The 19889-nt window shown below is 71.5% G+C and carries 18 protein-coding genes; 10 read left to right on the forward strand and 8 right to left on the reverse strand.

Annotated features, from left to right (window positions below; translation table 11 throughout):
- Positions 1-24 precede the first annotated feature (24 nt).
- Positions 25-1266 (reverse strand): glycoside hydrolase family 18 protein, encoded by a 1242-nt coding sequence (locus tag ACWFR4_RS34655; protein ID WP_453655980.1) that lies wholly within the window; start codon positions 1264-1266, stop codon positions 25-27.
- Positions 1267-1733: 467 nt separating this feature from the next.
- On the opposite strand from ACWFR4_RS34655, the gene ACWFR4_RS34660 reads away from it, so the two are divergent.
- From ACWFR4_RS34660 to ACWFR4_RS34670, 3 genes are all read left to right on the forward strand, one after another.
- Positions 1734-2906, forward strand: coding sequence for an acyl-CoA dehydrogenase family protein (locus ACWFR4_RS34660; protein WP_453468065.1), 1173 nt, complete (start codon positions 1734-1736; stop codon positions 2904-2906).
- Between the two features lie 469 nt (positions 2907-3375).
- Complete coding sequence (locus ACWFR4_RS34665) at positions 3376-4500, forward strand: hypothetical protein (protein WP_453468061.1); 1125 nt, start codon at positions 3376-3378, stop codon at positions 4498-4500.
- Positions 4501-4512: 12 nt separating this feature from the next.
- Complete coding sequence (locus ACWFR4_RS34670) at positions 4513-5607, forward strand: phosphotransferase family protein (protein WP_453655981.1); 1095 nt, start codon at positions 4513-4515, stop codon at positions 5605-5607.
- A 7-nt stretch (positions 5608-5614) separates the two neighbouring features.
- Here the strand turns inward: ACWFR4_RS34670 and ACWFR4_RS34675 are convergent, their stop codons facing one another.
- Complete coding sequence (locus ACWFR4_RS34675) at positions 5615-6055, reverse strand: hypothetical protein (protein WP_116503506.1); 441 nt, start codon at positions 6053-6055, stop codon at positions 5615-5617.
- Positions 6056-6300: 245 nt separating this feature from the next.
- Between ACWFR4_RS34675 and ACWFR4_RS34680 the strand changes: the two genes are divergently transcribed.
- The 4 genes from ACWFR4_RS34680 (at position 6301) to fxsA (ending at position 10382) form a co-directional block, all read left to right on the forward strand.
- Complete coding sequence (locus tag ACWFR4_RS34680; protein WP_100597468.1) at positions 6301-6741, forward strand: Lrp/AsnC family transcriptional regulator; 441 nt, start codon at positions 6301-6303, stop codon at positions 6739-6741.
- Between the two features lie 69 nt (positions 6742-6810).
- On the forward strand, positions 6811-8445 hold the full coding sequence (locus ACWFR4_RS34685) for an amidohydrolase (protein ID WP_453468058.1): 1635 nt from the start codon (positions 6811-6813) through the stop codon (positions 8443-8445).
- A 518-nt stretch (positions 8446-8963) separates the two neighbouring features.
- Positions 8964-9731: a polyprenol monophosphomannose synthase gene (locus ACWFR4_RS34690; protein ID WP_227293592.1), complete on the forward strand. Its 768-nt coding sequence runs from the start codon at positions 8964-8966 to the stop codon at positions 9729-9731.
- Positions 9732-9800: 69 nt separating this feature from the next.
- Positions 9801-10382, forward strand: coding sequence for an FxsA family membrane protein (gene fxsA, locus ACWFR4_RS34695; protein ID WP_453655982.1), 582 nt, complete (start codon positions 9801-9803; stop codon positions 10380-10382).
- A 152-nt stretch (positions 10383-10534) separates the two neighbouring features.
- On the opposite strand, the gene ACWFR4_RS34700 is transcribed toward fxsA, so the two are convergent.
- The 4 genes from ACWFR4_RS34700 to yczE form a co-directional block, all read right to left on the reverse strand.
- Positions 10535-10909: an RNA polymerase-binding protein RbpA gene (locus ACWFR4_RS34700; protein WP_003977404.1), complete on the reverse strand. Its 375-nt coding sequence runs from the start codon at positions 10907-10909 to the stop codon at positions 10535-10537.
- Between the two features lie 254 nt (positions 10910-11163).
- Complete coding sequence (locus ACWFR4_RS34705; RefSeq protein ID WP_453457512.1) at positions 11164-12522, reverse strand: MFS transporter; 1359 nt, start codon at positions 12520-12522, stop codon at positions 11164-11166.
- 46 nt (positions 12523-12568) lie between these two features.
- On the reverse strand, positions 12569-13336 hold the full coding sequence (locus tag ACWFR4_RS34710) for a glycerophosphodiester phosphodiesterase (protein ID WP_453655983.1): 768 nt from the start codon (positions 13334-13336) through the stop codon (positions 12569-12571).
- Complete coding sequence (gene yczE, locus ACWFR4_RS34715) at positions 13333-14001, reverse strand: membrane protein YczE (RefSeq protein ID WP_453655984.1); 669 nt, start codon at positions 13999-14001, stop codon at positions 13333-13335. The genes ACWFR4_RS34710 and yczE overlap by 4 nt, the downstream gene beginning before the upstream one ends.
- 99 nt (positions 14002-14100) lie before the next feature.
- Here yczE and ACWFR4_RS34720 point away from each other — a divergent pair, with 99 nt between their 5' ends.
- A complete protein-coding gene (locus tag ACWFR4_RS34720; protein WP_453457521.1) occupies positions 14101-15600 on the forward strand; it encodes an SCO1417 family MocR-like transcription factor in 1500 nt (499 codons plus the stop codon).
- Positions 15601-15618: 18 nt separating this feature from the next.
- Here ACWFR4_RS34720 and ACWFR4_RS34725 read toward each other — a convergent pair whose 3' ends face one another.
- Both ACWFR4_RS34725 and ACWFR4_RS34730 read right to left on the reverse strand, forming a co-directional pair.
- Complete coding sequence (locus ACWFR4_RS34725; RefSeq protein ID WP_453457524.1) at positions 15619-17241, reverse strand: hypothetical protein; 1623 nt, start codon at positions 17239-17241, stop codon at positions 15619-15621.
- A gap of 36 nt (positions 17242-17277) precedes the next feature.
- Positions 17278-17472 carry a hypothetical protein gene (locus tag ACWFR4_RS34730; protein WP_372562330.1) on the reverse strand — a complete coding sequence of 65 codons (195 nt, stop codon included), beginning with the start codon at positions 17470-17472 and terminating at the stop codon, positions 17278-17280.
- Positions 17473-17754: 282 nt separating this feature from the next.
- Here ACWFR4_RS34730 and ACWFR4_RS34735 point away from each other — a divergent pair, with 282 nt between their 5' ends.
- Both ACWFR4_RS34735 and ACWFR4_RS34740 read left to right on the forward strand, forming a co-directional pair.
- Positions 17755-18147, forward strand: coding sequence for an ankyrin repeat domain-containing protein (locus ACWFR4_RS34735; RefSeq protein WP_453457527.1), 393 nt, complete (start codon positions 17755-17757; stop codon positions 18145-18147).
- 278 nt (positions 18148-18425) lie between these two features.
- Positions 18426-19844, forward strand: a complete 1419-nt coding sequence (locus tag ACWFR4_RS34740) for a HEAT repeat domain-containing protein (RefSeq protein WP_453655985.1) — start codon at positions 18426-18428, stop codon at positions 19842-19844.
- The last annotated feature ends 45 nt before the right edge of the window (positions 19845-19889 follow it).

The raw sequence follows: 19889 nt of genomic DNA on the forward strand, positions 1-19889 counted from the left end.
GCCCCAAGTGCCGTACTTGAGTGGCTAGTTGACCGCCTTGATCAGTTCGCCGTTCGTCGTGTCACCGCTGAGCTCCCAGAGGAAGGTGCCTCCGAGGCCCTGCTGGTTCTTGTAGTCCATCTTCCCGGCGATGGTGGCCGGGGTGTCGTAGCTCCACCAGTTGTTGCCGCAGTACGCGTAGGCGGTGCCGCCCACCGTGCCCGTCGCCGGGCACTTCGACTTGAGCTCCTTGTAGTCGTCGATGCCCTGCTCGTACTTGCCGGCCGCCGGGCCCGTGGCCGTGCCGCCGGGCGCCGACTGCGTGACGCCGGTCCAGCCGCGCCCGTAGAAGCCGATGCCGAGCAGCAGCTTCGAGGCCGGGACGCCGAGGCCCTTGAGCTTGGTGATGGTGGCGTCGGTGTTGTAGCCCGCCTTGGGGATGCCGCTGTACGAGGTCAGGGGCGAGTGTGGGGCGGTCGGCCCCTGCGCGTCCCAGGCCCCGAAGTAGTCGTACGTCATCGGGTTGTACCAGTCGACGTACTGGGCGGCGCCGGCGTAGTCGGTGGCGTCGATCTTGCCGCCGTCGGAGGCGTCGGCCGGGATCGCGGACGTGATCAGCGCGCTGGAGCCGAACTTCGAACGCAGCGCGCTCATCAGGTTCTTGTAGGCGTCGCGCCCGCTCGTGTCGCAGGACAGGCCACAGGCGTTGGGGTACTCCCAGTCGATGTCGATGCCGTCGAAGACATCGGCCCACTTGGAGTTCTCGACCAGGTCGTAGCAGGACTGCGCGAACCCGGCCGGGTCCTTGGCCGCGTCGGTGAACCCGCCCGACCAGGTCCAACCGCCGAAGGACCAGAGGATCTTGAGGTTCGGGTGCAGCTTCTTCAGCTTGAGCAGCTGGTTGAAGTTGCCGCGCAGCGGCTGGTCCCAGGTGTCGGCGACGCCGTCCACCGCCTGGTCGGCGGTGTACGCCTTGTCGGTGGCGGCGTACGAGTCGCCCATCGCGCACTTGCCGCCGGTGACGTTGCCGAAGGCGTAGTTGATGTGCGTGAGCTTGTCGGCCGAGCCGGACGTCTCGATGTTCTTGACGTGGTAGTTCCGGTCGTAGACACCCCATTCGGTGAAGTAGCCGACGACCTTCGAACCGGCCGCGGCTTCCTGGGGGCCGACGTCGTTCTGTGCCGCGGCGGTGCCCGCGGAGGCGAGCAGTCCGGCGCCGAGAACGGCGCAACACACGGCGGACAGGAGCGCCCGGAAGGAGGCGCGTGGACGGTGCGGTCTGAGCATCGTGTCTCCTCGTGGGGGAGGGGAGCGTGGGGGGATTTGCTGTGGACCTCGTGGGCGTCGTCACGCGAGATGCGCGCCATGAGTCTTTGGCATGAACGCGTTAAGACGTTGCAGGGAACCTTAGGAGGACTAGACCAGTGGGGTCAATGGTGCGGACCAATGCGCTCGGGGCTCGGCGGCTTTCGGTTCGGGCGACCGGCGGCTTCGGGGCGGGGATCCAGCGGCCTCCCGTGGGGGCTCCGGGCCGCTCCCGGCCGCCTCTCCGCCGTCTTTTCGGTATCTTTGAAGTAAGCGGTCGTTAACTGGTGACTGGCCGCCGTCGAACAGGCATACTCAACGGGCCGCAGCCGCTGGTCAGCGCCCGTCCGAGACCCGGAGGGGAGCCCTCGGTGGCGGCTCGAACACGGCGCCGCCGCACCACCCCGCGCGCGACCGCCGCAGTGCCCGACAGGGAGGAGAGCGTCGATATGCCCGACCGCGCCCCGCAGCCGGTGGACCGTCAACTGCCCACGGACGAGGCCCGGGATCTGTTCTCGCTCGTACGTGAGCTCGTGCAGCGCGAGATCGCTCCGAGCGCGGCCGAGGAGGAGGACGCCGGACGCTTCCCGCGCGAGACGTTCTCACTGCTCTCCGAGTCGGGTCTGCTCGGCCTCCCCTACGACTCCGACTTCGGTGGCGGCGACCAGCCGTACGAGGTCTACCTCCAGGTACTGGAGGAGCTCGCCGCCGCCCGGCTCACCGTCGGCCTCGGCGTCAGCGTCCACTCGCTGGCCTGTCACGCACTGGCCAATTTCGGCACCAAGGAGCAGCGGACCGAGCACCTGTCCGCCATGCTCGGCGGCGGCCTGCTCGGCGCGTACTGCCTCTCCGAGCCGTCCTCGGGATCGGACGCCGCCTCGCTGCGGACCAAGGCGGTCCGCGTGGGCGACGACTGGGTGATCACCGGCACCAAGGCCTGGATCACGCACGGCGGCGTCGCCGACTTCTACACCGTCCTGGCGCGCACCGGCGGAGAGGGGGCGCGTGGCATCACCGCGTTCCTGGTCCCGGGTGACGCCGAGGGGCTGAGCGCGGCGGCGCCCGAGAAGAAGATGGGGATGAAGGGCTCGCCCACGGCGCAGGTCCACTTCGACGGGGTGCGTGTGAGCGACGCGCGCCGGATCGGCGAAGAGGGACAGGGCTTCGCGATCGCGCTTTCCGCCCTCGATTCGGGGCGGCTCGGCATCGCCGCCTGCGCGATCGGCGTGGCTCAGGCGGCCCTTGACGAGGCCGTCTCGTACGCCACGGGTCGCGAGCAGTTCGGGCGGCCCATCGCCGACTTCCAGGGCCTGCGCTTCATGCTCGCCGACATGGCCACGCAGATCGAGGCCGGCCGTGCGCTCTATCTGACGGCGGCGCGCCTGCGCGACGCGGGCCGGCCCTTCTCCAAGCAGGCGGCCATGGCCAAGCTGATGTGCACGGACACGGCGATGAAGGTCACCACGGACGCCGTCCAGGTACTCGGGGGGTACGGCTACACGGCCGACTTCCCGGCCGAGCGCTACATGCGCGAGGCCAAGGTGCTGCAGATCGTGGAGGGCACCAATCAGATCCAGCGCATGGTCATCGCGCGGCACCTCGCCGGTCCTGAAACCCGCTGAACTGCCCGGTTCTGACCGGAGACGCCACCAGCCGGGCCCACTCCGGATCGTGGCGTCCCGGCAGGGTCTTGCCACGGTCGGCCCAGTGGCTGACCAGGGCGCGGTAGATCGGCGGGTCCTGGGGCGCGGGGCGCTCCGGGGGCGGCGGCTGCGGAACCGATTCTTCGGTGGTGGGGACCAGGAGGCGCCTGCGGCGGCCGGTGGCGGTCTGCGTAAGGGTCATGCCCAGGCCAACGCGCCCGCGGCGGGCAGGTCACCCTTCGGGGCATGGGGGCGTGCGTTCTAGGGCTCCCGTTCGGACCGGGCCGGATCACCGGCCCCGCGGGCTCGGCCTGATCCGGCCGTCCCCGCATCCGGGCCGGCGCACGCATCTGGCTCCGGCGGCTCAGCTGACGTACCGTCAACTCCGCCGCCGGGGGCCGCACCCCTCCGGGCGACGTCAACCGCCGTACGCCCAGGGAGGAAACGCGTGGCAGACGACCGCCCCGTCGCGCTCGACGAATACCCGGTCCACCAGGTCCCGCTGTCCATGAAGCATGTCGCGACCGGTGACCGCAACGCCTACGACCGGTGCATCTTCCACCTCGTCGACCCCACCGGGGAATTCCTGCTCATCCTCGGCCTCGGCGTCTACCCGAACCTCGGCGTCATCGACGCGTACGCGACCCTGCGCGTCGGCGACACCCTCCACGCGGTCCGCGCCTCCGACGCCCTGCGCGACGACACCCGCATGGAACTCGCCGTCGGCCCGCTCCGGATCCAGGTGGAACGTCCCCTGAAGGACTTCGTCCTGACCTGTGAGGCCGACCCGGACGACCCCGGCGGACTCTCGTACGAGATCAACTGGTCGGCGGCCTTTCCGGCGCTCTGGGAGCCCCACCACACGCAGCGGCGCGGCGGCCGCCTCACCCTTGAGGGCAGGCGCTTCGTGCAGGCCGGGCGCTGTGACGGCCGGCTCCGCGTCGGCGGGCGCGAGGTGTCCCTCGACGGCTGGACCGGCACCCGCGACCGCAGTTGGGGCGTGCGCCCGGTCCCCGGCGAGGAGGGCGGCCGGCTCGCCGAGGAGAACAGGACCGAGGGCTTCCACTGGATCTGGTCACCGGTCCGTTTCGACGACCGCTTCCTGATGGTGATCGTCCAGGAGGACGCCGACGGCTACCGCACCCTCAACGACGCCACCCTCGTCCGCGACGGTCACCCGGACCTCCAACTCGGCTGGCCCCAGGCCGACATCACCTACCGGACCGGCACCCGCCACCCCGAGAGCGCCGTCGTCCACCTCGCCGACCCGCTCTCCCGCAAACCCCTGGAACTCGGCGTCGAGATCCTCGCCTCGTCCCCGCTCGCCGTCGGCGCCGGCTACCCGCCCGCGGACGACTGGCAGCACGGCACCTGGCGCGGCCGCGACTGGACCGACCGCCGCAGCTACGACCTCTCCGACCCCGCCGCCCACCCACTGGCCGCCTACGGCGTCATCGACCACGCGGCGCGCTTCACCCTGGACGGCCAGGTCGGCCACGGCATCTTCGAGCACGGCAGCTTCGGCAGGCACGACCCGAGCGGCTTCACCGGCTACGACTCCGTGGCGCCCTGAAAGGAGCCTGCGATGGCGACAGCACCCCGACCGCGCACCAGTACCCGCGACCCGGAGGAGGTGGCCCGGAAGCTCACCTCGTGGCTGGCCGTCCGTCTACCGGGCGCCGAAGCGGTGAACGTGACCGTCCCCGAGTCCAACGGCATGTCCAGCGAGACCCTGCTCTTCGACATCGAACACCCCGAACCCCCGGTCCGCTCCTGCGCGTTGAGACTCGCCGCCGACCCGTCCGCGTACACGATCTTCCCCGACTACGACATGCCACGGCAGTACCGCACGATGCGGCTCGCCGCCGAGCGCACCGGGGTGCCGGTGCCGCGGGTTCTGTGGCTCGAGGAGGATCCCGGGCCGCTGGGCGCCCCGTTCTTCGTGATGGAGCGTGTCGAGGGCCGCGTACCGCCGGACGTCATGCCCTACACGTATGAAGGCAACTGGCTGCACTCCGCGACGGACGCCGAGCGCGCGCGGCTCCAGGACGCGACCGTAGGCCTCATCGCCCGCCTGCACGACGGAGTCGCGGCGTCCGAGGCCGAGTTCCTCGCCGCGCCCGGTCAGGGAAGCGCCCTGCGCCGCCACGTCGAGGCCCAACGCGCCTACTACGCCTGGGTGGTGGACGGTCTGCCGCCGTCACCGCTCATCGAGAGCGCCTTCGACCGGCTCGCCGAACTCTGGCCCGCCGACGAGGGCGAACCCGTCCTCAACTGGGGCGACGCCCGCATCGGGAACATCATCTACGACGGCTTCGAACCTGCCGCCGTGCTCGACTGGGAAATGGCGGCCCTGGCCCCGCGCGAGGTCGACCTCGGCTGGACCGTGTACCTGCACCGCTTCTTCCAGGACCTGACCGAGAGCTTCGGCCAGGCCGGTCTGCCCGGCTTCCTGCGTCGCGCGGACATCGAGCGGCGCTACGCCCAACTCACCGGCCACACACCGCGCGACATGGACTTCCACACCCTGTACGCCGCCCTGCGCCACGCCATCGTGATGCTGCGCGTCGCCTATCGGCAGGCGTACTTCGGGGAGGTGGCCGTGCCGGACGATCCGGACACACTGATCCTGCACCACGCCAGTCTGCGGGCCATGGTGCAGGGCAGTTACTGGAGTTGAGGCGTCGTCAGGCGGCCGTGCGGCGCACCTGCTCGGGGATGCGCAGCGGGCGCGAACCCGGGCCGGCCACGTGCGAGAAGGGCTGCATCCGCCAGTCAAGACCCTGAGGCAGCGTCAACAGAAGTGCGGCGTCCTGCTCCTGAGCCTCCGTCGAGTCGTCGGCGGGCCGGGCGTCGGCCGCCGCGCGGCCCGTACCGGCGCAGACCGTGAGACCGAACGGGTTCCACGGCGAGGCGCACAGCGCGTGCTCGGGCAGCACGTCCTCGTCGGCGAGCAGCGCGATCGGCTGCGCGCAGTCCGGGCAGAACACCCGGTACATCTCGAAGGTGTCGTACGCGTCGAACGCGTCGATTCCGGTGTCCTCCGGTTCGACACCCTCCGGCTCGGGCTCGATCACCGGCTGCTGCCGGCTGCGGGCAGGACGACCGGGACGCTTCACATTCTGCATGGGACTCTCCCCCTCGGGTGGGCCGACAAGGCGCTGCGGCCTCGACCACAGCAAGCACTTCCCGTCCCGTCGTGGGGGTAATCGTGGCACGCGCCTGGACACGGTTCGACAGGTGTGGTCTTCGTCACATGGTGATTGCGGATGCTCGGCGGCAGGTAGGCGTACCCGCCGCCATGGCCCGCTCGGGTATCCCCGGGGATCACTCGGGTATCCCCGGGGATCAAGGGCACTGTAGGTTCTGCGCCATGGAGGAGCTCGACCGACAGATCGTGCAGCTGCTCGTCAAGGACGGGCGGATGAGTTACACCGACCTGGGCAAGGCCACCGGCCTGTCCACGTCCGCGGTGCACCAGCGCGTGCGCCGCCTCGAACAGCGCGGGGTCATCCGCGGCTATGCCGCAGTTGTCGACCCCGAGGCGGTCGGCCTGTCGCTCACCGCCTTCATCTCGGTGAAACCGTTCGACCCCAGCGCCCCCGACGACATCGCGGAACGCCTGGCCGGCGTCCCCGAGATCGAGGCCTGCCACAGCGTCGCCGGCGACGAGAACTACATCCTCAAGGTCCGCGTGGAAACCCCGCACGACCTGGAGAACCTGCTCGCCCGGGTGCGCTCCCTGGCCGGCGTCTCCACCCGCACGACCGTGGTCCTCTCCACCCCGTACGAGGCACGGCCGCCCCGCGTCTGACCGGCACGGGTCCGACCGCTGCGGGCCCCCGGGTGCGGCTCGGGGGCACAAAGGCGGGAAACTGTCCCCATGAGTACGACCCCCACGCCCGCACCGGCAGAGTCCCGCACCGTCCTTCTGCGCGGTGGCGACGTCCACAGCCCCGCCGACCCCTTCGCCACGGCCATGGTCGTCGAGCGTGGGCATGTCGCCTGGGTCGGCTCCGAAGGCGCGGCCGACGCGTTCGCCGAGGGGGTCGACGAGGTCGTCGACCTCGAAGGCGCCCTCGTCACTCCCGCGTTCACCGACGCCCATGTCCACACCACGTCGACGGGGCTGGCCCTGACCGGCCTCGACCTCTCCGCGGCCCGCAGCCGGGGCGAGGCGCTCGCCCTCGTCCGCGCCCACGCGGCCGCCCGCCCCACGGACCGGATCCTCCTCGGCCACGGCTGGGACGCCGCCCGCTGGCCCGACGGCGAGCCCCTCACGCGCGCCGAGCTCGACGAGGCAACCGGCGGCCGCCCGCTCTACCTCTCCCGCATCGACGTCCACTCGGCCGCCGTCACCACGGCCCTGCTCGACCTCGTCCCCGGCCTCGCGGACCTCCCCGGATTCACCCCCGACGGGCCGCTCACCCGCGACGCCCACCACGCCGTGCGCGCCGCCGCCCACGCCGCCGTCACCCCCCAGCAGCGCACGGAGGCCCAGCGCGCGGCCCTGCGGCACGCGGCCTCCCTGGGGATCGGCTCCGTGCACGAGTGCGGTGGGCCCGACATCTCCTCCGAGGACGACTTCACGGGCCTGCTGCGCCTGGCCACCGAGGAGTCCGGCCCCCGGGTCGTCGGCTACTGGGCCGACCTGGACATCGAGCGGGCCCGCGCACTGGGCGCCGTCGGCGCCGCCGGCGACCTCTTCGTGGACGGCGCCCTCGGCTCCCACACGGCCTGTCTGCACGAGCCGTACGCAGACGCGGCCGCCGGGCACACCGGCACCTCCTACCTGGACGCCCACGCCGTCGCCGCCCACGTCGTCGCCTGCACCGAGGCGGGGCTCCAGGCGGGCTTCCACGCCATCGGGGACGCCGCGGTGACCGCCGTGGTGGACGGCGTGCGCGCCGCCGCCGAGAAGGTCGGCCTCGCCCGCGTCAGGGCCGCACGGCACCGCGTCGAGCACGCCGAGATGCTGTCGCCGGAGACCATCGCCTCCTTCGCCGAGTTCGGCCTCACCGCCTCCGTGCAGCCCGCCTTCGACGCCCTGTGGGGCGGCGAGGACGGCATGTACGCCGACCGTCTCGGCGTCGAACGGGCCCGCGCCCTCAACCCGTTCGCCGCCCTCCTGCGCGCCGGGGTCCCGCTGGCCTTCGGCTCCGACAGCCCGGTCACCCCGCTCGACCCGTGGGGCACGGTCCGCGCCGCGGCCTTCCACCGCACGCCCGAGCACCGGGTCTCCGTGCGGGCCGCGTTCACCGCGCACACCCGCGGCGGCTGGCGCGCCGTCGGCCGGGACGACGCGGGCATCCTGGTCCCGGGCGCCCCGGCGGACTACGCCGTGTGGCGCACCGAGGAGCTCGTCGTCCAGGCGCCGGACGACCGCGTCGCGCGCTGGTCGACCGACCCGCGCTCGGGGACTCCGGGCCTCCCGGATCTCACGCCGGGGGCCCAACTGCCGCTCTGCCTGCGCACGGTGGTCGGCGGGCGGACCGTGTACGTAGGGCCGGACGAGTGATGTCGGCGGTCGCCGTACCGCCGATTGCCGTCCGCCGCACGTTCGCGCGACCTGCGGATCCTCGGCACTGACCAGGCGGTTTCCCCAATCACCGCAGCTCAAACGGGTGTTGACAGCTGGGCGCGGTCGACGGGTAGGTTCTGCCGGGTCCACCACTGGACGTCCGGCCGGGGAACCTCCGCGCAGTCGATGAACGCCGCTGGGTCATGGGGCGGTGTGCCGCACCGGCGCACCGCCACTGGGAGCCAGGCCCAGCACCCGCGCCATGGGGCGCTGGAACGTTCCGGCCGGATGGCGGTCCCTCCCTGCTCCGCGGGAGCACGGGGGACGGTGCGACCCGGGTGGGGCCCGGAAGCTCAGTAGACAACGGCTCTCGGTAGACCCGCAGCCAGCGGGTCCCAGGTCGGCCCGAAGGGCACCGGGCCCCGATCCCGCACCTTCGTGCAGGGCGCCTTACCTGCGCCGACAAGCGGCCTCGCTATGGTGGTCCCCTCGTACAGGAGTCTTAAGGGGAAGCTGTGAACGACGGCGGTGGGCGGCAGTTCGGTCCTCTCGGTACGGCGCTGGTGATCATCCCGACCTACAACGAGGCGGAGAACATCAAGTCGATCGTCGGCCGGGTGCGCGCGTCCGTGCCCGAGGCGCATGTCCTCGTCGCCGACGACAACAGCCCCGACGGCACGGGAAAACTCGCCGACGAGCTCGCCTCGGCCGATGACCAGGTCCAGGTCCTGCACCGACAGGGCAAGGAAGGTCTCGGCGCGGCCTATCTCGCGGGTTTCCGCTGGGGCTTGGAGCACGGCTACGGCGTCCTGGTGGAGATGGACGCCGACGGCTCCCATCAGCCCGAGGAGCTGCCCCGGCTGCTGACCGCGCTGAAGGGCTCCGACCTCGTGCTCGGCTCGCGCTGGGTGCCGGGCGGACGGGTCGTCAACTGGCCCAAGTCGCGCGAGTTCCTCTCCCGCGGCGGCAGCACGTACTCGCGGCTGCTGCTCGACGTGCCGATCCGGGACGTCACCGGCGGCTTCCGCGCCTTCCGCCGCGAGACCCTCGAAGGCCTCGGGCTCGGCGAGGTCTCCTCCCAGGGCTACTGCTTCCAGGTCGACCTCGCGCGACGTGCGGTCAGGGCCGGCTATCACGTCGTCGAAGTGCCCATCACGTTCGTCGAGCGCGAGCTCGGCGACTCCAAGATGAGCCGTGACATCGTCGTCGAGGCGCTGTGGCGGGTCACCGCGTGGGGTGTGGGGGAGCGCATGGGACGTGTGATCGGCCGCAAGCAGCCCTGAGCCGCACCCTTTGTCGATCTTGATCTCCTGCTTACGCCACTCGTGCCGGGGCCCAGGCACACTGGGGGCATGACCACAGGCACACCGCCCCCTTCGCGCCCCGCCCCGCCCCGGCGTTCCCGGGTGCGCACGTTCCTGCCGCTCGGTATCGCCGCATGGCTGGTCCTGGAGATCTGGCTGCTGACCTTGGTGGCGGGCGCGGTCGGCGGGTTCACCGTCTTCCTGCTGCTGCTCGCCGGGATCGTGCTCGGTGCCGTCGTCATCAAGCGCGCCGGGCGTCGGGCCTTCAAGAATCTGAGCGAGACGCTGCAACAGCAGCAGAGCGGCGCGGTCCCGGCGGGTGAGCAGCGCTCCGGCGGCAACGGTCTGTTGATGCTGGCGGGCCTGCTCCTGATGATCCCCGGCCTCGCATCCGACGCTCTGGGCCTTCTCCTGCTCGTCCCGCCCGTCCGCACGGCGCTGAGCCACTACACGGAGCGGACCATCGAGCGGAAGATGCAGTCGGCCACCCCCGGGACCCTGGGCGACGCCTTCCAGCAGGCCCGGATGCACCGGCCCGACGGCACGGTCATCCAGGGCGAGGTGATCAAGAGCGACGAGCGGCCCGCACAGCGCCCCGAAGCGGGTCCCCGACCCCCGATCACTCCCTGAGCCCGCTCGGGGCTCAGAAGCTCACTGAGCCCCGCCCGGTGCGGGGCATGCGCAGATCGGCGCCGGACGCGCGAAAAGCCGTGGGCCGGACACACATGACGTGTGTCCGGCCCACGGCTTTTGTCAGTCGCGCTCCCGCTGCTCCCGAGGGATCAGGCGGACTTGCGGCTGTCGCGCGGATGCACCGCGATGTTCATGGCGCCCGATCGGAGAACGGCGAGCCGCTCCTCGAGGACCTCTTCGAGTTCCTCGCGGGTACGCCGCTCCATCAGCATGTCCCAATGCGTACGTGCCGGCTTGGCCTTCTTCTCCTCAGGGCCGTCGCCGTCCACGAGAAGTGCCTGGGCCCCGCAGACCTTGCACTCCCACTCCGGCGGAATTTCCGCCTCCACCGAGAAGGGCATCTCAAAGCGATGTCCCTTCTCGCATGCGTACTCCACGGCCTGGCGCGGGGCCAGGTCGATGCCGCGGTCCGTCTCGTAGCTTGTCACCACGAGGCGCGTGCCGCGAAGAGCTCGCTCACTCATGAATCGTGCCTCCCGGGCTTGTCGCCCACAGGACAGGTGTCGCTGTCGTCGTCATCCGGTCAACGTCCGGTCGGCGGTAAAGATTCCCGTTCCGGGTCATGCGTCGCCGTCGTAGCCGCCCCTTGTTGTACCCACCGGCGCCTGGTTTGTCACATCTGCCAGCAGATGTCACCCAGCGTTTTGCGATATTGACGTGCAGTAACGGTACGCCTGGCAGGCCAAACGCGTACACTACCGGCCTTTGGCTCCAGGTGCTAAATCCGGGTGGGTACGGGATTTCCCGCGTCGCGCACCGCCTGCCTCACCGGAACCCGGGCAAGCAGCACAAAGCCGATCACGAAGAACGCCACCAGGGACACGATGGCGTCCCTATAACTGCCGGTCAGCTGGTACGCGAGGCCGAAAACGAGCGGCCCGAGCCAGCTCATCCCCCGGTCGCTCATCTCGTATGCGGAGTAGTACTCGGCCTCCTTGCCGGCCGGCACCAGATGCGAGAAAAGGGAACGGGACAGCGCCTGCGTGCCGCCGAGCACGAGCCCGATCCCGGCCGCCAGCGCGAAGAACCACACCGGCGCCCCCGACGGCAGGAAGTAACCGGCCCCGATCGTGACCGTCCAGGCGATCAGCGAGCCGAGGATCGTGTTCTTCGCGCCGTACGTACGAGCGAGGCGCCCCATCGCGAGCGCACCCGCCACGGCAAGGACCTGGACCAGCAGCACCGCCACGATGAGCGTCGACTGGTCGAGGCCGAGCTCCTCCGAGCCGTACACGGATGCCTGCGAGATCACCGTCTGGATGCCGTCGTTGTAGACCAGATAGGCGAGCAGGAACGAGAGCGTCAGCGGGCGGCGGCGCATGTCGCGCACGGTCGAGGCCAGTTGACGCCAGCCGGGCACGGTGGCCGCTTCGTCACCGGCGGGTGCCGTGCGCCGGTCCCGTAGGCGCCGTAGCGGCACGAGCGTGAACGCGCCCCACCACACGCCCGCGGAGGCCAGGCAGATCCGTACCGCCGTCGACTCGGACACACCGAAGGAGTCGTGGCCGGAGTACAGGACGAGGTTCGCCACGAGGACGAGCGCCCCGGACGCGTAGCCGAACGCCCAGCCGCGCGAGGAGACCGCGTCGCGTTCCTCGGGGGGCGCGATCTGGGGCAGATACGAGTTGTAGAGGACCATCGACACCGCGAGTGAGGCATTGGCGACGACGAGCAGGAACCCGCCCAGCAGATAGCGGTCCCCGTCCAGGAAGAACATCCCGGCGGTCGCCGCGGCCCCCAGATACGCCGAGACCGCGAGCAGCGGCTTCTTGCGGCCCGTACGGTCGGCGGCCGCACCCGCGAGCGGCATCACCAGGATCGAGATGATCACCGAGGCGGAGACGGTGTACGCGAAGAAGGCGCCGGCCCGGACCGGTATCCCCAGCGGGTGCACGAAGCCGTCCGCGTCCGCCGCCGACTTGGCGACCGCCGTCAGATACGGCCCGAGGAACACCGTGAGGACGCTCGTCGAGTAGACCGAGCACGCCCAGTCGTAGAAGTACCAGCCGCGCTGCTCCCGGCGCCGCTGCGCCGCCTCGTCGTCCGCCGGCTCCGCCCGCACGGTGTCGCTGCCCACCCGCGCCCCCTCGCTGTCCCCGTGTCCGGACGCGGCCGGCGGGCCGTCAGGTCCAGGCTCCCCGGTCCTTGAGCACGTCACGCAGCGTCTCGATGTGATCGGTCATGATGCCATCCACGCCGAGGTCGAGGAGTTCACCCATCTGTGCGCGGTCGTTGACCGTCCACACGTGGACCTGGAGCCCGCGCGCGTGGGCCGCGCGGACGAAGCGCCGGTCGACGACGCGTATCCCCGATTGGGCCACGGGCACTTGGGCGCACACCGCCGAAGGGCGCAGCGCCGCGGGCAGCCCGAGGGACCGCAGCCGCAGGCCGAGCACGCCACGCGTGCCGTACGACGTGGCGAGGCGGGGGCCCGCGAGGGACTGCGCCCTGGCGACCCTGGCCTCCGAGAACGAGCCGACGCAGACCCGGTCCCACGCGTCCAGGCGGCCGATCAGACCGAGCAGCGGGAGCAGCGCGGATTCGGCCTTGACGTCCACGTTCCAGTGAACGTCGGGGAAGGTCTCCAGAAGTTCCTCGAAGAGCGGCACCGGTTCGCGGCCGGCCACGCGCGCGTGGCGCACATCGCTCCAAGGGAGGTCCGCTATCCGGCCCGCCGCGTCGGTGACCCGGTCGAGCGTCGCGTCGTGGAAGGCCACGAGCGTGCCGTCGGACGTGGCGTGCACATCGGTCTCGATGTAGCGGTAGCCGAGGTCCACGGAGCGCCGGAACGCCGCCATCGTGTTCTCCAGACCGTCGGCCGTCCCGCCGCGATGGGCGAAGGCCAGCGGTCCGGAACGGTCGAGATACGGATGGCGTACGCGCGTGGTCACCGCGGAAGTATCGCCCCTTCGGGTGACGCTCCGGCAACCGAGGCGGGTGCCTCGGGCGGCGCGGGGGCGGCGAAGACCTTCAGGAACACCTGGGCCAGCGGGCCGATCGCCACGGCGTACAGGACGGTGCCGACGCCGATGGTGCCGCCGAGGACGAAGCCCGTCACGACCACCGCGACCTCAATGGTCGTGCGCACCAGCCGGAGCGAGCGGCCGGTGCGCCGGTGCAGCCCCGTCATCAGGCCGTCGCGCGGGCCGGGCCCGAAGGAGGCGGCGATGTAGAGGCCCGTCGCCACGCCGTTCAGGACGATCGCCGCCACCATCAGCGGGATCCGGATCCCGAGGGCGTGCACATCGGGGACGACGGCCAGCGTGCCGTCCATCGCGATGCCGACCACGAAGACGTTCGAGACGGTGCCGAGGCCGGGGCGCTGCTTGATCGGGATCCACAGGAGCAGCACCAGGGCGCCCACGATGATCGACACGACGCCGATGGAGAGCCCCGTGAGTTCGGCGAGGCCCTGGTGGAGCACGTTCCACGGCTCCAGGCCGAGCCCCGCCTTCACGAGGAGGCCGGAACTCACGCCGTACAGCGCCAGGCCGACGTAGAGCTGGAGAAGGCGCCGGGTGAGACCCGGTCCGGGTGGCGTGGACGACGCGGACAAGTGGAGCCCCCTGTGGTGGTAGTGGCCTGTCGCATGACACTCTGTGGCTTGGGAACGCAGGCCAACCATGGCCAATTCGGGGAAGGTGGACTGGACTCCATGGCTCAGTGGACTTCGGCGGTCGGCGCGGCTCAGCTCGCCCGGCTGCTCACCTCCCAGCAGACGCGCCCTCCGGGCCCCGGGAGCCGCCGTCCGCCCGCCTACCGCGCCCTCGCCGACGGCATCCGTCTCCTCGTCCTCGAAGGGCGCGTGCCCGTCGCGGCGCGCCTGCCCGCCGAACGCGAGCTCGCCGTCTCCCTGGCCGTCAGCCGCACGACCGTCGCCGCCGCCTACGAGGCGCTGCGCGGCGAGGGGTTCCTCGAATCACGCAGGGGAGCGGGCAGCTGGACGGCCGTGCCGGCCGGGAACCCGCTGCCCGCGCGCGGCCTCGAGCCCCTGCCGCCCGAGGCCCTCGGCTCGATGATCGACCTCGGCACCGCGGCCCTGCCGGCCCCCGAGCCCTGGCTGACCCGCGCCGTCCAGGGCGCGCTCGGCGAACTCCCGCCCTACGCGCACACCCACGGCGACTACCCGGCGGGCCTGCCCGCGCTGCGCGAGATGCTGGCCGAGCGCTACACCGCCCGCGGCATTCCGACCATGCCCGAGCAGATCATGGTGACCACCGGCGCGATGGGCGCGATCGACGCGATCTGTCATCTGTTCGCGGGCCGCGGCGAGCGCATCGCCGTCGAGTCGCCCTCGTACGCCAACATCCTCCAGCTCATGCGCGAGGAGGGCGCCCGGCTCGTCCCGGTCGCCATGGCCGAGGGGCTCGCGGGATGGGACCTCGACCGCTGGCGGCAGGTCCTGCGCGACGCGGCGCCCCGCCTCGCCTACGTCGTCGCCGACTTCCACAACCCCACCGGGGCGCTCGCCGACGAGGACCAGCGCAGGCAGCTCGTCGAGGCGGCGCGCTCGGCCGGCACGGTGCTCGTCGTCGACGAGACCATGACCGAGCTCCACTTCGACCCCGACCTGGACATGCCCCGCCGCGTCTGCGCCTTCGACCCGGCGGGCTCCACCGTCATCACGGTCGGTTCGGCGAGCAAGGCCTTCTGGGCGGGCATGCGCATCGGCTGGGTGCGGGCGGCGCCCGATGTGATCCGCAGCCTCGTGGCCGCGCGCGCCTACGCCGACCTCGGCACGCCGGTCCTGGAGCAGTTGGCCGTGAACTGGCTGCTCAGTACGGGTGGTTGGGAGGAGGCCGTGGAGCTGCGCCGCAGCCAGGCGAGGGACAACAGTGCCGCGCTGATCGCCGCGCTGCGCCGCGAGGTGCCCGACTGGGAGTTCGACGTTCCGGTCGGCGGGCTGACGCTGTGGGTGCGCGCCGGAGGTCTGTCCGGGTCCCGCCTCGCGGAGGTCGGCGAACGCGTCGGCGTACGGGTTCCCTCGGGTCCTCGCTTCGGGGTGGACGGCGCCTTCGAGGGCTATGTGCGGCTGCCGTTCACCGTTTCCGGGGCGGTCGCCGACGAGGCGGCGGCGCGGCTCGCGGCGGCGGCGCGGCTCGTGCGGGAAGGCGGAGCGTCCGGGGCGGAGCCGCCGCGGACGCTCATCGCATAGGCCGTTGGGGCCCGGCCGTCACCCCTCGGCGGCGACCGTCCGCACCGTACCCACCGCTTCCACCGCTTCCACGGCTTCGACCGGCTCGGCCGCTTCGACGACCGGTTCGGCCTCCGGGCTGTCGTCGGCCGGCGTCGTCCGCTGCGGGAGGAGCGCGAGCACCGCCTGCCGGTCCGCGTCACTCGTCGCGTCGTCGTACGGGTCGGGGGTGGCCGGCACCTGGAGGCGGTGGACGGCTCCCGCGCCGAGGCGCGCGTAACCCCGTCCTGCCGGGACGTCCGGGGTGGGCGTCGTGTGGGGCGCGACCCCGAGGACGTCCTCGATCTGGTCGTACGTGGCCGGGCCGAGCACCACGCGCGCGCGTGTGTGCTGACAGACGGCGTCGGTCAGGGAGTCGAGGCTGTCGAACTGGTCGGCCACGACGACCGTGACGTTGGCCGCGCGCCCGTGCCGCAGAGGGACCTGGAGCAGGGTCTGCGGGTCCTTGCGCCCGTCGGCTGCGGCCAGATGACCGAGGACGCTGGGCCGGTCGAACAGGATCCACAGGGGGCGCCGGGTGTCTTCGGGCGCGGGGTGGCCGGCCTGGCGCGCCCGGTTCGCGGAGATCAGGCGCCTCTCCGTCTCGTGGGCCGCCCATTCCAGGCTGGCCAGCGCGCCGGCGAGCCCGCACTCGACGGCCAGGACACCGCTGCGTCCGGTCAGGCACGCGTAGTCGCCCGTTCCGTTGCCCTCCACGATGAGGACGTCACCGTGCTGGAGGGCCTGGAGAGCGATCGAGCGCAGGAGTGAGGTCGTCCCGCTGCCGGGGTGGCCGACGGCGAGGAGATGCGGCTCGGTGGAGCGCATGCCTGTACGCCAGACGACGGGCGGCACATCACGCTGCTCGTCGCCGTCACCGAGGGGGAGGGTCCGCTGGGTGCCGCTCTCGTCGGTGAAGCCGAGGACCGTTTCGCCGGGTGCCGTGACGAAGCGCTGGGCGGCGATGTCGGTGGGCAGCGGGGGCAGGACGGTGACCGCCAGCCGGTTGCCCTCCTCGTCCCACTCGAAGTGGTACTCGCGGCCCCGGCCCGACTTGGCGTGCAGGAGCTGTTCGATGCGGGCGCGGGAGTCGGCCTCGCCGTCCGTGAAATACGCCGGGTAGCGCACCACGATGCGTGAGACGCGCCCGTCGTCGTCGAAGTCGTACGACTCGAAGGCCTTCTCCCACTCGCCGCCGTGGGCGAAGAGTGGGCTCGGGTCCTCTGGGACGGAGAAGTACGGGACGAGTGCCTCGTAGAGCGCGGTGAGCCGCTCGACCTGGGACTCGTCGGGGCCGGTCGGCGCCGGCGGGGTGTGGTCCCGGCCCTTCCATGCGGCCGCTGCCATCAGGGTGATGAGCGCCAGCAGCGGCCCGTACGGAATCAGCACCACGACCAGGACCAGGGCTGCCACCAGGAACAACAGCGGTCCGCGCCGGTCCTTCGGGGTGTCGGCCCACTTGTGACGCCCGGCGGATGCCAGGCGGCCCAGGCCCTTGGTGATCGTGATCAGGGGATGGAGTACGTCGGTGGCCCCGTCGGCTGCCGTCCGTGCCAGTTCCCGGCTCCGGGCGATGGGGGCGCTGCCGTTGCTCAGAATGCGGGGGAGGGGGCGCCGAGCCACGTCTGTCTCCTGATGGTGCGTGCGAGGGCGAGGGGGTCAGAACTTGATCCCGCCGAGCAGGCCGGCCAGGCTCGCGCCGCCGGCCTTGATGCTCGGGGCGATGGCGGTGCCCGAGAGGTAGAACCCGAAGAGGGCGCAGGTCAGGCCGTGCGATGCCTTGAGTCCGTCTTTGCGGAAGAAGAGGAAGGCGATGATTCCGAGCAGCACCACGCCTGAGATGGACAGGATCATTTGAGTTCTCCTGGTCGATGGGGACAGTCACCATGAGTTCTTCCAGGCTCACAGCATGTATCTATACGATAAAAGGTGCAAATGGGTGGAATATTCTTGATTTCACCCGTTCGGCAGACGCCCGGTGAGCCTCCTGGGCGTGTGCCGTACCGCCGTCAGGGCTCTTCGTGATCTTTGCCTCGGTCGGCGCTGCTCATGTGCCGAACCGGGCAGTACTCTGTCGATTCACTCGTACGGCCGCACGGTCGTAGCACTCCGTATACGCAAAGGCGGTCTGTTCCGATGAGCGAAGTCCCCGACCCCGAGGTCGTGGAACTGGCTACCAAGATCTTCGATCTTGCGCGCCGGGGCGAGAGCGAACAGCTCGCCTCCTATGTCGACGCGGGTGTATCGGCGAACCTCACGAACGACCGTGGCGACTCCCTCGTGATGCTCGCCGCCTATCACGGGCACGCCGAGGCGGTCCGCGCGCTTCTCGCGCGCGGCGCCGACGCCGACCGCGCCAACGACCGGGGCCAGACCCCGCTCGCGGGCGCCGTCTTCAAGGGCGCGGACGAAGTGATCCGGGCACTGCTGGACGGCGGCGCCGACCCGGCGGCGGGGATCCCGTCGGCGGTCGACACCGCCCGGATGTTCGGCAAGGCGGAGCTTCTGGAGCTCTTCGGCACTTCCTGAGACGCCGGCTTTGACCAGCCAGAACGGGGGAGCAGGAAATGTGGTCGCGGCGGGAAGAACCGCTGGGTCATCATGACGACGTGATTTACGGACGCGACGGCGGGGCAGATGGTGCCACACCGCGTGGGCCGTGAACGGTCCGATTCGGGCCACAGACGAGAGGCAGAGGAAGATGGTCTACAGCAAGCAAGAGACGGCGGGCGCCCCGCAGTGTTGTCGCGCGGCCAGGTAGTGCAGTTCCCCCGGTTGCGTCGACGCTTGATGTGAGGCTGTTTCCCATGTTCGATCCGGTCATAGCGCCCAGCGGTACGCTGCTCGGCCTGCTGCAGAGGGGCCGCGGCGACGGCACCCTGCACGCGCTGACGGCGCCGCGCGCCGAAGCGCTCGCGGCTCTCAATCACTGTGTGCTGAGCGACCCCCGCCACGACTGGCAGGTGGAGAACCGCTCGCTCTACTACGCCCGTCTCTACCTCGACCTCCACGGAGAGCTCGGGGAGATCGAGCGGCACCTCTTCGACCCCGACGACGTCCTGAATACGGACGAGTCACGCACGGGCCTCGCGCTCGCGGTCCTCGGCCACCTCGCCTCGTACGGCAGGCGCGACGCCCTGGAGCTGCTGCGCCGCTACGCCGCCTTCGGGTCCAGCTGGGCCTGGGCGCTCGACGAGCTGGCCCTGCGCGACGACGACGCGGGGCTGCGCGTGCTCGCCGCCCCCGTCCTCGACAGATTCCCCGAGGACGCCGAGGGCGACGCCGAACTCGCCGCCGCCGTGCGCGACGCCTATGAACCGCGCCCCTGGCGGCTGTGGGCCGACGACCCCAGGGAAGCCATCGGCGCCCGCGTGCGCGCCGCCCAGGAACGCGGCTCCTTCGACCAGTGGCAGCGCCAGATGCGCCCCTCCGGGCCACGCCCCGGATGGAGCGTGCGGGCCGTCTTCGACTGGGCCCAGGAAGGCCTCGAACGGGGAGCCGTCCTGTACGTGCCCGCCGCGCGCTGCCTGACCGCCGTCGCCGGACCCGGCGACAGGGCCGAGATCGTCCAGGCCGCGCTCACCGGGCACGACGGCGCCCGCAGCACGGCCCTGCGCTATCTCGCCGACGCCCATGATCCCGACGTACTCGATCTGATCGAGGCCGCTGTGGAGAGCCCCTCGCACGCCGTCGTGGACGCCGCCCTCGACGCCTTCGAACGCATGCGGACGGTCGCCTCCCTGGAACGCGCCCGCCGCTGGGCCCCAAGGCCCGACGCCCTCGGCGCCGCCGCGGGACGCATGCTCGCGTGCCGAGGCGGCGCCCAGGACACCGAACTGGTCCTGGCCGCACTGCGCGAGGCGGTGCGCGGCGAAGGCGCCAACGCACCGACACTGTGGCCCCTGGTCGACGGGGCCGGACGCCTCGGCATCGCCTGCGCCGCCCCCGTCCTGCGTCACGTCTACAGAGAGACCGCCTCGTCCCATCTGCGCGGCCACGCCGCCAAGGCCCTGGCCGCCACCGACCCGTCCTTCGCCGCCGGATTCGCCGTCGAATGCCTGTGGGACTGCGAGGAATCGACCCGCGAGGTCGCCGCGCGCCACGCGGAGACGGGCGACGCGCGCGTCGTGGACCAGCTCCGCAGACTCGCCGCCGACCCGGCCGAGGAGGCCGAGGTGCAGACCGCGGTGCGCAGCAGAATAGGACCGGACGCGACGGCTTTGTGACCGGCGGCTTTCCGGGAGGCAACGCTCAAAGGACGCTGCCTCCCG

The sequence above is a fragment of the Streptomyces sp. NPDC055140 genome (assembly GCF_053607285.1).